This window comes from Streptomyces sp. NPDC104202 (assembly GCF_055584185.1).
In genome coordinates this window covers 62410-77100 of sequence record NZ_JBVJMN010000006.1, presented here as the reverse complement: position 1 = coordinate 77100, position 14691 = coordinate 62410, and the positions used below count along the sequence as shown (strand labels likewise).

General features: G+C 74.7%; 13 protein-coding genes and 1 pseudogene. 3 read left to right on the top strand and 11 right to left on the bottom strand.

Going from position 1 to position 14691, the window contains the following annotated elements; genetic code table 11:
* Positions 1-150: 150 nt before the first annotated feature.
* The 8 genes from ACZ60W_RS06260 to ACZ60W_RS06225 all read right to left on the bottom strand — a co-directional run bounded on the left by ACZ60W_RS06260 (position 151) and on the right by ACZ60W_RS06225 (position 9683).
* Positions 151-591 (bottom strand): subtilase-type protease inhibitor, encoded by a 441-nt coding sequence (locus ACZ60W_RS06260; RefSeq protein WP_469754192.1) that lies wholly within the window; start codon positions 589-591, stop codon positions 151-153.
* A 302-nt stretch (positions 592-893) separates the two neighbouring features.
* Entirely contained in the window at positions 894-1802 is a 909-nt protein-coding gene (locus ACZ60W_RS06255) for a LysR family transcriptional regulator (protein WP_469754191.1), read from the bottom strand.
* 38 nt (positions 1803-1840) lie between these two features.
* The gene (locus ACZ60W_RS06250; protein ID WP_469754190.1) at positions 1841-3040 is read right to left on the bottom strand and encodes a glycine C-acetyltransferase; all 1200 of its coding nucleotides are present in this window, start codon (positions 3038-3040) and stop codon (positions 1841-1843) included.
* 3 nt (positions 3041-3043) lie between these two features.
* The gene (tdh, locus tag ACZ60W_RS06245; protein WP_469754189.1) at positions 3044-4078 is read right to left on the bottom strand and encodes an L-threonine 3-dehydrogenase; all 1035 of its coding nucleotides are present in this window, start codon (positions 4076-4078) and stop codon (positions 3044-3046) included.
* 389 nt (positions 4079-4467) lie between these two features.
* A complete protein-coding gene (locus ACZ60W_RS06240; protein ID WP_469754188.1) occupies positions 4468-6036 on the bottom strand; it encodes a phytoene desaturase family protein in 1569 nt (522 codons plus the stop codon).
* A 108-nt stretch (positions 6037-6144) separates the two neighbouring features.
* Positions 6145-8442, bottom strand: a complete 2298-nt coding sequence (locus tag ACZ60W_RS06235; RefSeq protein WP_469754187.1) for a serine/threonine-protein kinase — start codon at positions 8440-8442, stop codon at positions 6145-6147.
* Positions 8424-9356: an oxygenase MpaB family protein gene (locus tag ACZ60W_RS06230; protein WP_469754186.1), complete on the bottom strand. Its 933-nt coding sequence runs from the start codon at positions 9354-9356 to the stop codon at positions 8424-8426. The genes ACZ60W_RS06235 and ACZ60W_RS06230 overlap by 19 nt, the downstream gene beginning before the upstream one ends.
* Before the next feature lie 9 nt (positions 9357-9365).
* Positions 9366-9683, bottom strand: a complete 318-nt coding sequence (locus ACZ60W_RS06225; protein ID WP_469754185.1) for a hypothetical protein — start codon at positions 9681-9683, stop codon at positions 9366-9368.
* A 206-nt stretch (positions 9684-9889) separates the two neighbouring features.
* Here ACZ60W_RS06225 and ACZ60W_RS06220 point away from each other — a divergent pair, with 206 nt between their 5' ends.
* From ACZ60W_RS06220 to ACZ60W_RS06210, 3 genes are all read left to right on the top strand, one after another.
* Positions 9890-10450 carry a YciI family protein gene (locus tag ACZ60W_RS06220; protein ID WP_469754184.1) on the top strand — a complete coding sequence of 187 codons (561 nt, stop codon included), beginning with the start codon at positions 9890-9892 and terminating at the stop codon, positions 10448-10450.
* 299 nt (positions 10451-10749) lie between these two features.
* Positions 10750-11031: a pyrimidine/purine nucleoside phosphorylase gene (ppnP, locus tag ACZ60W_RS06215; protein WP_469754183.1), complete on the top strand. Its 282-nt coding sequence runs from the start codon at positions 10750-10752 to the stop codon at positions 11029-11031.
* A gap of 182 nt (positions 11032-11213) precedes the next feature.
* Positions 11214-11897 (top strand): response regulator, encoded by a 684-nt coding sequence (locus ACZ60W_RS06210; protein ID WP_469754182.1) that lies wholly within the window; start codon positions 11214-11216, stop codon positions 11895-11897.
* Between the two features lie 39 nt (positions 11898-11936).
* Here the strand turns inward: ACZ60W_RS06210 and ACZ60W_RS06205 are convergent.
* From ACZ60W_RS06205 to ACZ60W_RS06195, 3 genes and pseudogenes are all read right to left on the bottom strand, one after another.
* Positions 11937-12125, bottom strand: a pseudogene (locus ACZ60W_RS06205) (histidine kinase); the annotation flags it as partial.
* Positions 12126-12276: 151 nt separating this feature from the next.
* The gene (locus tag ACZ60W_RS06200; protein WP_469754181.1) at positions 12277-13311 is read right to left on the bottom strand and encodes an alcohol dehydrogenase catalytic domain-containing protein; all 1035 of its coding nucleotides are present in this window, start codon (positions 13309-13311) and stop codon (positions 12277-12279) included.
* A gap of 156 nt (positions 13312-13467) precedes the next feature.
* Positions 13468-14658 (bottom strand): acyl-CoA dehydrogenase family protein, encoded by a 1191-nt coding sequence (locus ACZ60W_RS06195; RefSeq protein ID WP_469754180.1) that lies wholly within the window; start codon positions 14656-14658, stop codon positions 13468-13470.
* Positions 14659-14691 lie beyond the last annotated feature (33 nt).

Sequence of the window (14691 nt, the reverse complement as noted above, 5' to 3'; positions counted from 1 at the left end):
CCGGCCCTGGCCTCCCCGACAGCCGGGTGGCGGGGCGGCGCGGCAGCCCCCGCACGCGGAACGGCCGGGGCCCGCGAGGGACCCCGGCCGTCTTGCCGTGAGGCGAACCGCCCAGGGCGGCTCGGCCGCGCGTCGCGGCGTCGGGAGGCGTCAGAAGGTGAGGGCCGCCACCGACGCCGTGCGGGCGCGCAGCTGACAGGCGTTGCCGTACGTGGCCGACCACGAGACCCGCTTGCCCTGCCAGACGCCGTCGCCGGTGACCGTGACCGGGGCCCACTCGCGCGTACAGGGGCGGTCGCCCGGCGCGATCGTCAGGGCGCCCAGGTCGCCGCCGGTCGCGGCCAGTTCGGCGCACGCGGACGCGGGGCTGGGGTGGGTTCCGCCTGCGGTGGGGGCGCAGCTCAGGGTGACCGCGCGGACGATCCTGGCCGTGCCGGGGCCGTCGCCCTCGCCGAGGGTCAGGACGAGCGCCGACGGCGGGTAGAGGCTCGCCGGAGCGGCCTCGGCGGTGCCGGTGATCGCGGTGGCGATGAGGGTGAGGCCGGTGGCCGTGGCGAGCGCGGTGGCGCCGACAGTACGGACGTAACGCACGGGGGTGTCCCTTCGCGTGGGTGGAACGGGGGTTGCGAGCCGATCGGCTGCGGAGGGGAGTCTTGTCGACGCGAAGAGTGATCGCACATCCGTCGCCGGTTTCCGGCCGTATACATCCGACGGGCCCGACCGATTGGTCGTTCGGGGAGCTGAAACGGGGTGCGGGACCCGGCGGGACGGGCCTTCGGCGCGCCCGGCCGACGGGCCGTACAAGCTTGCACAACCCGCCCACCTGCGCATATCAGAGAAATGTTCGAGATTGGAGCATCTGCACGAGGACGTGATCGTCCGGAAGTCTGCCGTCAGCCGACGGGGCCGGCCGCGTCGCCGAGCGCCGCGAGGACCGGACTGATCAGGGGGTGCTCCTCCGCACCGCGCCGGACGGCGGCGAACACCCGGCGGGTCGGCGCGACTCCGTCGACCGGGCGGACCTCCACTCCGGTGAGCTCCATGCCGCGCAGGGCGGAACGCGGGACCAGCGCCACACCGGCGGCGGCCGCCGCGAGGGCCACGACGGCGCGGAAGTCGTCGGAGGCGTGCTCCAGACGCGGGGCGAAACCGGCGTACTCGCAGGCCAGGACCGTCACGTCGCGACAGGGGTTGCCGACGGACTGCCCGATCCAGGCGTCCTTCGCGAGGTCGGCGAGCGCGACCCGCCCGCCGGCCGCCAGCGGATGGCCGGGCGGCAGCACGGCGTCGAACGGCTCGGCGTAGAGGGGGACGCGGGTGAGGCGGGCGTCGTCCTCGCCGGGAGCGCCCCGGTACTCGACGGCGACCGCCACGTCGACCTGCCGGTCGAGGACCATCAGCAGGCTCTCGTCGCCCTCGGCGTCCCGCACCCGGACCCGGATCCCGGGCGCGGTGCGGGCGAGTGCCGTGATGGCCGGGGCCACCACGAGCCCGATGCCGGTCGCGAAGGCGGCGACGGTGACCGTGCCGGCCTCGCCGGAGCCGTACGCGGCGAGTTCGGACTCGGCGCGCTCCAGCTGGGCGAGGACCGCGTTGGCGTGGCTCAGCAGGATCTCCCCGGCCGGCGTGAGCCGGGCGCCCCGGGCGCTGCGCTCGACGAGCCGGTGGCCGGTCTCCTGCTCCAGGGCGGCGAGCTGCTGGGAGACGGCGGAGGGGGTGAGATACAGCGCGGCGGCCGCCGCCGTCACCGTGCGGTGGTCGGCCACCGCTCGGAGGATGTGCAACCGCCGCGCTTCGATCATGCTCCTAGTCTCGCAGGGCCGGAGCCCTGCTCACGCCGTCAGGCGTCGAGGGCGGCGCGGGCCTCGACGAAGGCGTCGACGGCCCGGTTCACGTCCTCCGTGGAGTGCGCGGCGGAGAGCTGCACGCGGATGCGGGCCTGACCCTGCGGCACGACGGGGTACGAGAAGCCGATCACGTACACGCCGCGCTCCAGGAGCAGCTCGGCCATCCGGCCGGCGACGGCCGCGTCGCCGATCATGACGGGCGCGATGGCGTGGTCGCCGGGGAGGATGTCGAAACCCTCCTCGGTCATCCGGGAGCGGAAGAGCGCCGTGTTGGCGTTGAGCCGCTCGCGCAGGTCTCCCGCGGACTCCAGCAGGTCGAGGACCTTGAGGGAGGCGGCGGCGATGACCGGGGCGAGGGTGTTGGAGAAGAGGTACGGGCGCGAGCGCTGGCGCAGCAGGGCGACGATCTCGGCGCGGGCGGCGACGTAGCCGCCGGAGGCGCCGCCGAGGGCCTTGCCCAGGGTGCCGGTGATGATGTCGACGCGGTCCATGACGCCGTGCAGCTCGGGGGTGCCGCGGCCGCCGGGACCGACGAAGCCGACCGCGTGCGAGTCGTCGACCATGACCATGGCGTCGTAGCGCTCGGCCAGGTCGCAGATCTCGGCGAGCGGGGCGACGTAGCCGTCCATGGAGAAGACGCCGTCGGTGACGATGAGCTTGCGCCGGGCTCCGCCCTCCGCGGCCTCCTTCAGCTGCTGCTCCAGGTCGGCCATGTCGCGGTTGGCGTAGCGGAAGCGGCGGGCCTTGCAGAGGCGGATGCCGTCGATGATCGACGCGTGGTTGAGGGCGTCGGAGATGACCGCGTCCTCCGGGCCGAGGATCGTCTCGAAGACTCCGCCGTTGGCGTCGAAGCACGAGGAGTAGAGGATCGTGTCCTCCTGGCCGAGGAAGGAGGACAGGCGCGCCTCCAGCTCCTTGTGGACCTCCTGCGTGCCGCAGATGAAGCGGACGGACGCCATGCCGTAGCCCCAGCGGTCGAGGGCCTCGTGGGCGGCGGCCACGATCTCGGGGTTGTCGGCGAGGCCGAGGTAGTTGTTGGCGCAGAAGTTCAGGACCTCGCCCGGGCGGCCACCCGAGGTGACGGCGACGGTGGCCGACTGCGGGGTGCCGATGACGCGCTCGGGCTTGTGGAGCCCGGCCTCGCGGATCTCTTCGAGGGTGGCGCGGATGTCGTCGCGTACGGAATCGAACATGGGTCAGGCTCCCGCAGTCCAGTCGAGGATGATCTTGCCGCTCTTGCCGGAGGCCGCGTCGTCGAAGGCGGCCTCGAAGTCCGTGTAGTCGTACCGGCCGGTGATGACGGGGCTGAGGTCGAGGCCCGCCTCCAGGAGCACCGACATGGCGTACCAGGTCTCGAACATCTCGCGTCCGTAGATGCCCTTGACCGTGATCATGGAGGTGACGATCTTCGCCCAGTCGACGGCGAAGTCCTCGGCGGGCAGGCCGAGCATGGCGATCTTGCCGCCGTTGGTCATGTTGGCGACCATGTCGCGCATCGCGTGCGGGTTGCCGGACATCTCCAGGCCGACGTCGAAGCCCTCCTTCAGCCCGAGGGTGCGCTGACCGTCGGCGATGGTGTGCTCGGCGACGTTGAGGGCGAGGGAGACGCCCGTCTTGCGGGCCAGGGCGAGGCGCTCCTCGCTGACGTCGGTGATGACGACGTTGCGGGCGCCGGCGTGCTTGGCGACGGCGGCGGCCATGATGCCGATCGGACCCGCGCCGGTCACGAGGACGTCCTCGCCGACGAGCGGGAAGGAGAGCGCGGTGTGCACGGCGTTGCCGAAGGGGTCGAAGATCGCGGCGACGTCCAGGTCGACGGGGACGCGGTGGACCCAGACGTTGGAGGCGGGCAGCGCCACGTACTCGGCGAAGGCGCCGTCCCGGCCGACACCGAGGCCGATCGTCGCGCGGCAGAGGTGACGGCGGCCGGCGAGACAGTTGCGGCACTTGCCGCAGACGAGGTGGCCCTCGCCGCTGACCAGGTCACCGACGGCGATGTCGGAGACGTCACGGCCGACGGAGACGACCTCGCCGACGAACTCGTGGCCGATCGTCAGCGGCGTGGCGATCGTCTTCTGCGCCCAGCCGTCCCAGGAGCGGATGTGCAGGTCGGTACCGCAGATACCGGTCCGCTTGACCCTGATGAGTACGTCTCCGGGGCCGGTCTCCGGCTCGGGCACGTCCGTGAGCCAGAGTCCCGGCTCCGCCTTCAGCTTGACCAGCGCCTTCAATGCAACGGCTCCCGACGTGCGTGTCCTGTGATGTGCGGGGAAGGGCACGGCTGCGTGCCCAAGATCCCTGGAAGAGAATCTTCCGTACGGAGCGCCCGTGGTCCATCGAGGATTTCTTAAGCGCGCTCGCAGATCAGCTTCACACCGCGGGAGGGGACGGGGCGACGCGACTCGGCCGAACGGCGGGGGCCGGGCCGGCGACCGCCGTGGCACGGCACGGTCCGCCCGCGGTCGTCCGCCCCGCTGTCGTCCGCTCGGGCGTCCACCGCTCGGCTCCGGTCCGCTCGCTCGTCGACCGGCCGGTCGGCTCCGGTCCGCTCGGTCGTCGTCCGCTCGGTCGTCGTTCTGCCGGTCGTCGTCCGGCCGGCTCCGGTCCGCTCGGGGTCGGGTCAGTGGCCGAGGACCGCCATGGCCGCGTTGTGGCCGGGGATGCCGCTCACCCCGCCGCCGCGGACCGCGCCCGCCCCGCAGAGCAGCACGTTGGCGTGCCCGGTCTCGACGCCCCAGCGGCCGGCGCCCTCCTGGGCGTACGGGAAGGAGAGGTCGCGGTGGAAGATGTGGCCGCCGGGCAGGCGCAGGTCGCGTTCGAGGTCCAGCGGGGTCTTCGCCTCGATGCAGGGCCTGCCGTCCGCGTCCAGGGCGAGGCAGTCCTCGATCGGCTCGTCCAGGTACGCGTCGAGCTGACCGAGCGTCGCCTTGAGGAGGGCCGCGCGGGCGCCGTCGTTGTCGGCCGCGAAGAGACGAGCGGGGGTGTGCAGGCCGAAGAGCGTCAGGGTCTGGTACCCCCGGGCAGCCAGGCCGGGGCCCAGGATCGACGGGTCGGTGAGCGAGTGGCAGTAGATCTCGGAGGGCGGGGCGCTCGGCAGCCTCCCGGCGGTGGCCTCGGCGTGGGCGGCGGCCAGCTGCCCGTACCCCTCCGCGATGTGGAAGGTACCGGCGAACGCCTCCCGCGGGTCGACGGAGCGGTCGCGCAGCCGGGGCAGCCGGGTCAGCAGCATGTTGACCTTGAGCTGCGCGCCCTCGGGGGCGGGCGGGGCCGTCTCGCCCAGCAGCGCCGCGAGCTCCCTCGGGGAGGCGTTGACGAGGACGTGCTCCGCCTCGACCACGCCCTCGCCGTCCGCGGTGCGGTAGGCGACCGCGGCGCGGCGCCCGTCGGTCTCGATCCCGGTGGCCTCGTGGCCCGTGACGATCGTGGCCCCGGCGGCGCGGGCCGCGTCGGCGAGGGCGTCGGTGAGGGCGCCCATGCCGCCGACGGGGACGTCCCAGTCCCCGGTCCCGCCGCCGATGACGTGGTAGAGGAAGCAGCGGTTCTGCAGCAGCGTCGGGTCGTGGGCGTCGGCGAAGGTGCCGATGAGGGCGTCGGTGAGGACGACCCCGCGCACCAGGTCGTCGTCGAAGTCCCGCTCGACGGCGACGCCGAGGGGTTCCTCGAAGAGCATCCGCCACGTCCCGGCGTCGTCGAGCCGGGCCCGCAGGGCGTCCCGGGTGGGGAGCGGCTCGGTCAGCGTGGGGAAGATGCGGCGGGCGGCCCGGGCGGTCCGGGCGTAGAACGCCTCCCACGCCCCGTACTCCCGGTCGGAACCGGTGAGCGCCGCGAACGAGGCGCGCGTCCGGTCGGCTCCGCCGCCGACGAGCAGTCCCCCGTCGCCCTTCGGGGTGTACGACGAGATGGACCGCTTCCGCACCGCGAACCGCAGTCCCAGCTCGCGCACGATCTTGTCCGGCAGCAGGGAGACCAGGTACGAGTAGCGCGACAGCCGGGCGTCGACCCCGGCGAACGGCCGCGTCGAGACGGCGGCCCCGCCGGTGGAGCCCAGCCGCTCCAGGACGAGGACGCTGCGCCCCGCACGGGCCAGGTAGGCGGCGGCGACGAGGCCGTTGTGGCCGGCGCCGACGATGACGGCGTCGTACGAACGGGAGGCGGCCGGGGTGCCGTGAGCGGCGTCGAGGGCGGTCATGGCTCATGCTCACACGGCACCGGCGGGCGGGGAAGAGCGCGTGCCGGGCGGGACCCGTGTGGCGGCCGGGGCGCGGACGACGCGGGCCGCCCCCGTCGCTCCACGGGGTCAGGCCGGGGGTGCGGTGGCCGCTCTGAGGTGCAGGTCGGCGGCTTCGGCGTGGCGGCCGAGGCGCTCCAGACAGTGGGCCTCGTCGTCGAGGGCGGCGAGGGTGTCGGGGTGGGCGGGGCCCAGGAGCCGGGTGCGGGCGGCGCCGATCGCGCGGTGCGCCTCCAGGGCCTCGTCCCAGCGGCCGAGGCGTCCCAGGGCGACGGCGGCCTCGCGGCGGCTCAGGAGGGTGTCCGGGTGAGTGTCGCCCAAGGCGCCGGCCCGGGCCGCGTGCACCGCCTCGGACTCGGCGAGCGACTCCTCCCAGCGGCCGAGCCGGCCGAGGTTCACGGCGAGGGCGTGCCGGACGCGGAGGGTCTCGGGTGCGTCGGGGCCCTGCGCGCGCGTCCGGGCGGCCACGAGGTCGCGGCACACGTCGAGGGCGTCCGCGGCCTGGCCGAGCCGGCCGAGGAAGACCCCGGTCTCGTAGCGGGCGGCGAGGGTGTCGGGGTGGTCGGGGCCGAGGGCGGTGGCACGGGCGTCGGCGACGGCGCGGTACTCGGTGAGCGCCTCCTGTCCGCGCCCCAGCTTCCCCAGGGTGTACGCCACCTCCTGACGGGTCACCAGGGTGTCGGGGTGGTCCTCGCCGAGCAGCCGGGCCCGCGCCTCGGCGACCTCGTGCGCCGTGCGGTACGACTCCTCCAGGCGGCCCAGACGGCCGAGCGTGAAGGCCAGGTTGTGACGGCAGCGCAGGGTGTCGGGGTGGTCGGGGCCCACGGTCCGCTCCCGGGCCGCGAGCACCAGCGCGTACAGCTCGTACGCCTCGGGGTGGCGGCCGAGGCGGCCCAGCGCGTAGGCCCGCTCCTGGCGCGCCGCCAGCGTGTCGGCGTGGTCCTCGCCGAGCACGCGCGCGCGTGCCTCGGCGACGCGGCCGAAGACCTCCAGCGCCTCGGCGGCGCGGCCGAGCCGGGCGAGGGCGAAGCCGACCTCGTAGCGGCTGGCCAGGGTGTCGGGGTGCTCATCGCCGAGGGCCCGCGCGCGGTCGTCGGCGACCGACCGGTGCACGGTCTCGGCCTCCTGCCAGCGGCCGAGCCGCCCGAGGCCCCTCCCCGCGCGGTAGCGGCCGGCGAGCACCGCGACCAGCTCCGCCGAGGGCGCGGGCGCGGCGGTCGCCGGCGGGAACGCGGGGGCCGCGGCGCCGGGGCCCCGCGGCGGGTGGCCGCCGGTGGTCCACTCCGTGGTCAGCACGGCGGCGGCCGGGTCGTGGGCGGGCGGGCGCGGCCCGGCGCCGGCCTCGGCCGACGGGCGGTGTCCGGCGCCGATGGCCCGGGCCCACGCGGGCGCGGGGGCCGCGAGGGGCGGGGGCACCGGTGGGGCGACGGGCGGGTGTCCCGGGACCGGGTAGGGGGCGGTGTCGGCGGGCCGGCCGCCGGAGGGACCCGGCGCGGTGCCGGTCCCCTGGACGGGCGTCACCCGGCCCACGGCGATCCGGCGGCGCAGGTCGCCCGCGTGGGACGGCCGCTCCTCGGGGACCTTGGCGAGCAGGCTGACGACGATCCGGTCGAAGAACGGCGGCAGCTCGGCGCGGATCGCGCGCGGGGGCCGCGGGACGGTGTCCCGGTGGCCGATGAGGATCGCCCAGGAGTCGCCCAGGTCGAACGGCGGGGCGCCCGTGGCCAGCTCGTACAGCACGCAGCCCAGCGAGTAGAGGTCGCTGCGGTGGTCGACCTCGCTGCCGCCGATCTGCTCGGGCGACATGTAGTGCGGCGTGCCCATCGCGATGCCGGTGCCGGTCAGCTTCGAGGTGAAGCCCATGTCCGCGCCGAGGCGCGCTATGCCGAAGTCGCAGATCTTCACCGTCCCGTCGCGCAGCCGCATGATGTTCGCGGGCTTCAGGTCGCGGTGCACGATCCCCTGGCCGTGCGTGTACGCCAGGGCGTCGGCGACCTGGTCGGCGATCTCGACGACGTCCTGGACGGGGAGGGGCCGCTGGGCGTTGGCCGTGAGCAGCTGGCTGAGGTTGTTCCCCTCCAGGAGTTCCATCACGAGGAACAGCACGCCGTCGTACTCGCCGAAGTCGTGCACGACGGTGATGCCCCGGTGCTGGAGCGCCGCGGCCACCCGCGCCTCGCGCCGGAACCGCTCGCGCACCACCCGCAGGACGTCCGGGTCCTGCTGCGGGCCGAGCGGCTTGAGGCACTTCACGGCGACGCCGCGCCCGAGCGCCTCGTCGGTGGCGCGCCACACCTCGCCCATGCCGCCGCGCCCGATGACCTCGTGGAGCCGGTACCGGCCCTGGATCAGTCTCGAGTCCCCCATCGTGTGCCGCCGCCCCCGTCGCTTCCGTTCGCCGCACTCGGCGTCTCCAGTATGGACGCCGGTTCCGACAGTGGGTACGGGGCGGGGTACGTGTCCGGACCCAGGTACGCGTAAGGGTCGGGGCGCGTCCGCGGCCCCAGCCGCTCGACGGCCCGCAGGACGTGCCGGGGCGGCAGGCGCCACCGCACGCGCGCGGGGACGCAGCGCAGGAGGTTCGCCGTCGCCACGAGCCGGTGCGTCACCGTCTCCTCGGGCGGCGCGGGCCGGCCGTAGAGCGCGTGGGCGTACGGGGGCAGCGTGTCGTAGGCGAGTGCGGCGACGCGCCGCCAGATCACCTCGCGCGCCGGGACCAGCACGGGTTTGACCGGGGGCCGGCGGAGGAACTCCTCGACGGTCCGCGCGTCCGGTCCGGCGGCCAGCCCGGGCCGCACCGTCTCGAAGTAGGCCGCGAGTCCGGCGGCCGAGGCCGGCACGCCCGCGGGGTCGAGCCCCACCATCCGGGCCGACGTCCGGTGCTCGTCCACGTACCGGTCCGCCTGCGCGTCGGTCAGCGGCAGCCCCGAGCGCCGGGCCACCGCCAGGTACGAGTCGGTCTCCGCGCAGTGCACCCAGAGCAGCAGTTCGGGATCGTCCACACCGAGCAGCCGGTGGATCCTGCGCACCCGCGCGCCCGCCCGCTCCGCGTCCTGCACCGTCCCGTAGCTCAGCGTCCCCACGAACCCCGCCGTCCGCATGAGCCGCCCCCACGGGTCCTCCCTGAACCCGCTGTTGATCATCACCCCCCGGACCGCCACCGGGTGCAGCGCCTGCAGCCACAGGGCCCGCACCCCCGCGATCCACATCACCGGGTCGCTGTGCACCTGCCACGTCACTGAACCGGGCCCGAAGAGCCCGCCGCCGGCGTCCTGCCTCATGTCCCGAGGCTACGCCGCGCCCCCGTCGCCGGTCACCGGTGCGGATTCGTCCTCCGTCCGCAGCACGCGGGCCGTGGGGGCTCCGACGAGCGCCGGGGCCCGTTCCGGGTCGGTCCACACGCGCGTGCGCAGGAAGCCCAGGAACGCCTCGGCCGCGTCGGCCGTGGCGAAGTGCAGGTCGACCACGATGTACGCCGGATCGTCGACGGGACGGCGCACCTCGTACCGGAGCACGCCCGCGTCCCGGCGCGCCGGGGCGAACCGGTCGAACGCCGTCTTCCAGAGGGCGTAGTCGGTGATCGGATGCTCGATGTGCAGGGTGAACACGACTGCTCCTTCCGCCGGCCGGAGGGGCCGCGGGGACGCTTCCAGTGTCGGCGGGGCGGCTGACCGCGTCCAACCGGGCCGTCGCCCTCCCCGGGGCCCGCGTCGCCGCCGCGCCCCGACGGCGGCACGCCACCCCGACGGGGGAAGCCCGCGTCCGCGCCGCAATCCCGTCGACATGATCGCCCGGGACCACCGATGCTGACCCCATGGACTTCCTCTGCTACCACCGTGACCGGCCCGGATCGATGCCCCTGCGCGGGGCGCTCCTGGAGGCGCACTGGGCCTACATGGACGGATTCGAGAAGGAGCTGATCGCGCGCGGGCCGACGTTCGACGACGCGGGCGAGGCGTGCACCGGGAGCGTGCACCTCGTCACCCTGCCCGACGTCGCCGCGGCCCGGGCCTTCGCCTTCGACGAGCCCAACTACCAGGCGGGCGTGTACCGGGACGTCCTGCTGCGCCGCTGGCACAACACCCTGGGCCGCACGATGTGGGAGTTCCCCGGCGGCCGCGAGGACGGCAACCGCTATCTGGTCCTGGGCTTCGGCGAGGGCGAGCCGGCCGACCTCGCCGCGCCGGCCGACGAGGACGGCGATCTGATCGCCTACGGCCCGCTGTTCGCCGACGACGGCACCACCTGGGTGGGGACGGCCGCCCTGGTCCGCGCCGCGGACGCGGCGGCGGCCGCCACCGTCCTCCGCTCCCCGGGCCGGTACGCCGACGTCGAGGTGCACGACTGGTCCTTCGGCGGACGCCCGGCGACCTGACGGCCGGGACGCGCCGGCGGTGCCGGTCCCGGCACGGACGGCACGGCGGCGGGGACTCGTGAAGGGCCGCTCGCCGGCTGCCGGCCGGGACCGGCCGGGGCGGGGGCGGAGGGGCCTCGCGCCGTGCGGCGGCGGCCCGCTCCGTCCACCACGTGAGACCGGCCGGGACGGAGGCGTGCGGGCCGCCCCCGCGACGTTAAGGTTCCCCTGCCGGTGGCCGGTTCGCGAGGCCCAGACCACCCCTTTTCCCCGGATTCCCCGGATTCCGCCTCCCGTTCCCGATCCCGCGAGGACGCCCCATGTTCACGGTCAACGAGTACTTCGACGGCACGGTCAAGTCGATCGCCTTCACCCAGGAGCAGGGCCGGGCGACCATCGGTGTCATGGCCCCCGGGGAGTACGAGTTCGGCACCGCGAGCCCCGAGACGATGCACGTGGTCAGCGGCGCGCTGACGGTCAGGCTGCCCGAGGCGGCCGCCTGGGAGACCTTCGCCGCCGGGGAGCGCTTCGAGGTCCCCGGGGACAGCACGTTCCGGCTCAAGGTCGCCGTCGAGACGGCATACCTCTGCGAGTACCGCTGACGGAGCGCGCCGCCGGTCCCGGCGGCTTCCGCCCCGGCTGACCGGGTCCACGCGGGCGCGTACGCCTCCCCCGTGGGCCGCGGGCCCGCCGGGGAGCGCTCGGCAGCCCGCGGAGCGGCCTCATGGCGGACAATCCTTGTGTGGGGGCGGACAGGTACCCGTCGAGCCCAGCGGGGGTCACCATGACCGAGATTCCGGCCGTCGAGCCCACCCGGGTCTTCCTCGTGGACGACCACGAGGTCGTACGCCGCGGCCTGCGCGACCTGATCGACGACGAGCCCGACATGCGGGTGGTCGGCGAGGCCGCGACCGCGGACCAGGCGCTGGCCCGGGGCCCCGCCCTGCGCCCCGACGTGGCCGTCCTCGACGTCCGGCTGCCCGACGGCGACGGGATCGCCGTGTGCCGGGAGCTGCGGTCCAGGATGCCGGACGTGGCCTGCCTCATGCTGACGTCCTTCGACGACGAGGACGCCCTGCTCGACGCGATCATGGCGGGCGCCGCCGGATACGTGCTCAAGCAGATCAAGGGCTCCGACCTGGTGTCCGCGGTCCGCACGGTGGCGACGGGCCAGTCGATGCTCGACCCCGCCACCACCGCCCGCCTCATGCGCACCCTCCGGAACCCCGAGGCGGCCCACCCTCCCGAGGACGAACGTCTCGCCGCGCTGTCCGCGCGCGAGCGCTCCGTCCTGGACCTGATCGGCGAAGGACTCACCAACCGCCAGATCGCCCAGCGCCTCTACCTCTCGGAGAAGACGGTCAAGAACCACATCTCCCGCCTCCTCGGCAAACTCGGCGTCGAACGCCGGGTGCAGGCCGCCGTGATCGCCGCCCAGGCCCACGAACGCGAGGCCGAGCGGGGCTGACGCCGTCGTCTTCGCGCGGCGAGCCGCGGGCCGGCCCCGGACGATGCCCCGCAGCACCTGGGGCAGGTCGAGTTCGCGGCCGAGGGACATGACCGCTTCGAGGAGGCCGTGGAGGCGGTCCCGCGTGCCGCGCACCTCGTCGATGCGGACCAGGAGCTCGTCGAGGAGCTCGTCGAGCCGGAGCCGTGGCAGCCTGCCGCTCCCCGCTCCGGTGTCTCCCCGGCCCATCGGAACCTCCGGTCGTGTCGGAAACGCACCGCGTCCTCGGCCCCCGCCTCACGGTGGTCCGGATGACCCGGCGGTTCCTGCGGAGCCGCCCGGCCGGGGGCGGTCGCGCACCCGTCGGGGCAGCGGGCGGGGGCGGGACACGGCGGGCGGGTCAGCCCAGGGCGACCTTGACGGCCCCGGTCTCGGCGGCGCGGCCGAAGACGTCGTACGCCTCCTCCATCCGCTCCAGTCCGAACCGGTGGGTGACCAGCTCGGAGGCCGGGAGGCGGCCGGCCGCCGCCATGCGGAGCAGCATCGGCGTGGAGAAGGTGTCGACGAGCCCGGTGGTGAGGGTGACGTCCTTGATCCACAGGTCTTCCAGGTGGAGGGTCGCCGGGGCGCCGTGGACGCCGATGTTGGCGACGCGGCCGCCCGCCCGGACCATGCGCGTGCACATCTCGAAGGTCTCCGGGACGCCCACGGCCTCCATGACGACGTCGGCCCCGAGGCCGTCGGTGAGGTCGGCCACGAGCTGCTCCGGTCCCTCGTCCGCCGTCGCGGTGGCGTCGGCACCGAGCCGCCTGGCGGCCGCCAGCCGGGAGGCCGCCAGGTCGACGGCGATGATCCGTCCGGGGCTGTACAGCCGGGCGGTGACGACCGCCGCGAGACCGACGGGGCCGGCGCCGACCACGACGACCGTGTCGCCGGGCCGGACGCCCCCGTTGAGGACGCCCACCTCGTAGGCGGTGGGGAAGATGTCCGCGAGGAGCACGGCGTCGAAGCTGTCGAGGGCGCTGGGCAGCGGGTGGACGGAGAGGTCGGCGAAGGGCACGCGCACGTACTCCGCCTGCGTGCCGTCGATCAGATGCCCGAGGATCCAGCCGCCTCCGCCCCGGCACTGCCCGTAGCGGCGCTCGCGGCAGGGCGCGCAGCGGCCGCAGGAGGAGATGCAGGAGATCAGGACGCGGTCGCCGGGCCGCACCGTGCGCACGTCGCCGCCGGCCTCGACCACGGTGCCCACCGCCTCGTGGCCGAGCACGCGGCCGGCCTCGACCTCGGGCACGTCGCCCTTCACGATGTGCAGGTCGGTGCCGCAGAGCGTCACGGCGTCGACCCGGACGATCGCGTCCCCCGCCTCCTCCACCGCGGGATCGGGCACGTCCTGCCACGCGACACCGCCCGTTCCCCGGTACACGAGAGCCTTCATGACAGCCCCTTCCCCGGAGGTCCGCGGGCCTCGTCCCGCGGACGCCACCGTCAGGCTCCCTCCCCCGCGCCTCCTCGCACAGGGGCCGTTCGGTCCCCGGGCGTGCCCCGAGGACCCATACGGTGCGGGCCGACGCGACCCGACGGGCCGCGGGGCCTAACGGCGGACGCGGGGCATGCCCAGGCCGATCCAGGAGATGATCTCGCGCTGGATCTCGTTGTTGCCGCCGCCGAAGGTGAAGATGACGGCGGAGCGGTAGCCGCGTTCGAGTTCGCCGTGGAGGACGGCGCCGGCGGAGCCTTCCTTGAGGGCTCCGGCGGCGGCGACGACCTCCATGAGGGCGGCGTAGGCGTCGCGGCGGGCCTCGGAGCCGTAGACCTTGACGGCGGAGGCGTCCTGGGGGGTGAGGGTGCCGTGCTGGACGGCGGTGACCATCTGCCAGTTGAGCAGCTTCATGGCGTCGAGGCGGGCGTGGGTGCGGGCGAGGGTGCGGCGGACCCAGGGGAGGTCGAGGACGCGGCGGCCGTCGGCGAGGGGGGTGGCGGCGGCCCAGCCCCGGACGTCGTGGAGGGCGCGGATGGCCATGGTGCCGTGGGCGGCGAGGGTGACGCGCTCGTGGTTGAGCTGGTTGGTGATGAGCCGCCAGCCGCGGTTCTCCTCGCCGACGCGGCGGGAGGCGGGGACGCGGACGTCGTCGTAGTAGCTGGCGGTGGTGTCGTGGGAGGCGAGGGTGTTGATGAGGGTGCAGGAGTATCCGGGGTCGCTCGTCGGCACGAGGAGCATGGTGATGCCCTTGTGGGGCGGGGCGTCGGGGTCGGTGCGTACCGCGAGCCAGACCCAGTCGGCGGTGTCGCCGTTCGTGGTCCAGATCTTCTGCCCGTTGACCGTGTAGTGGCCCGTCGCCTCGTCGCCGTCCCGCACGGCGCGGGTCTTGAGGGCGGCGAGGTCGGTGCCCGCGTCGGGCTCGCTGTAGCCGATCGCGAAGTCGATCTCGCCGGAGAGGATGCGGGGCAGGAAGTACGCCTTCTGCTCCTCGGTGCCGTATCGCATGATCGTCGGGCCGACGGTGTTCAGGGCCATGAGCGGCAGCGGCACTCCGGCCTGCGCCGCCTCGTCGAAGAAGATGAACTGCTCCATCGGCGTGAGGCCCCGCCCCCCGTACTCGGTGGGCCATCCCACGCCGAGCCAGCCGTCGGTGCCGAGGCGGCGGACGGTCTCCCGGTAGAAGCGCTTCTGGGCCGCCGGGTCGGCGTAACGGGTGTGGACGTCGTCCGGGACCAGCTCGGCGAAGTACGCGCGGAGTTCGGCGCGCAGGCGGTTCTGCTCGGGCGTGTACTCGAGGTGCATCGGGGCCTCCCGTGGCGGCGTCCTGCGGCGGCG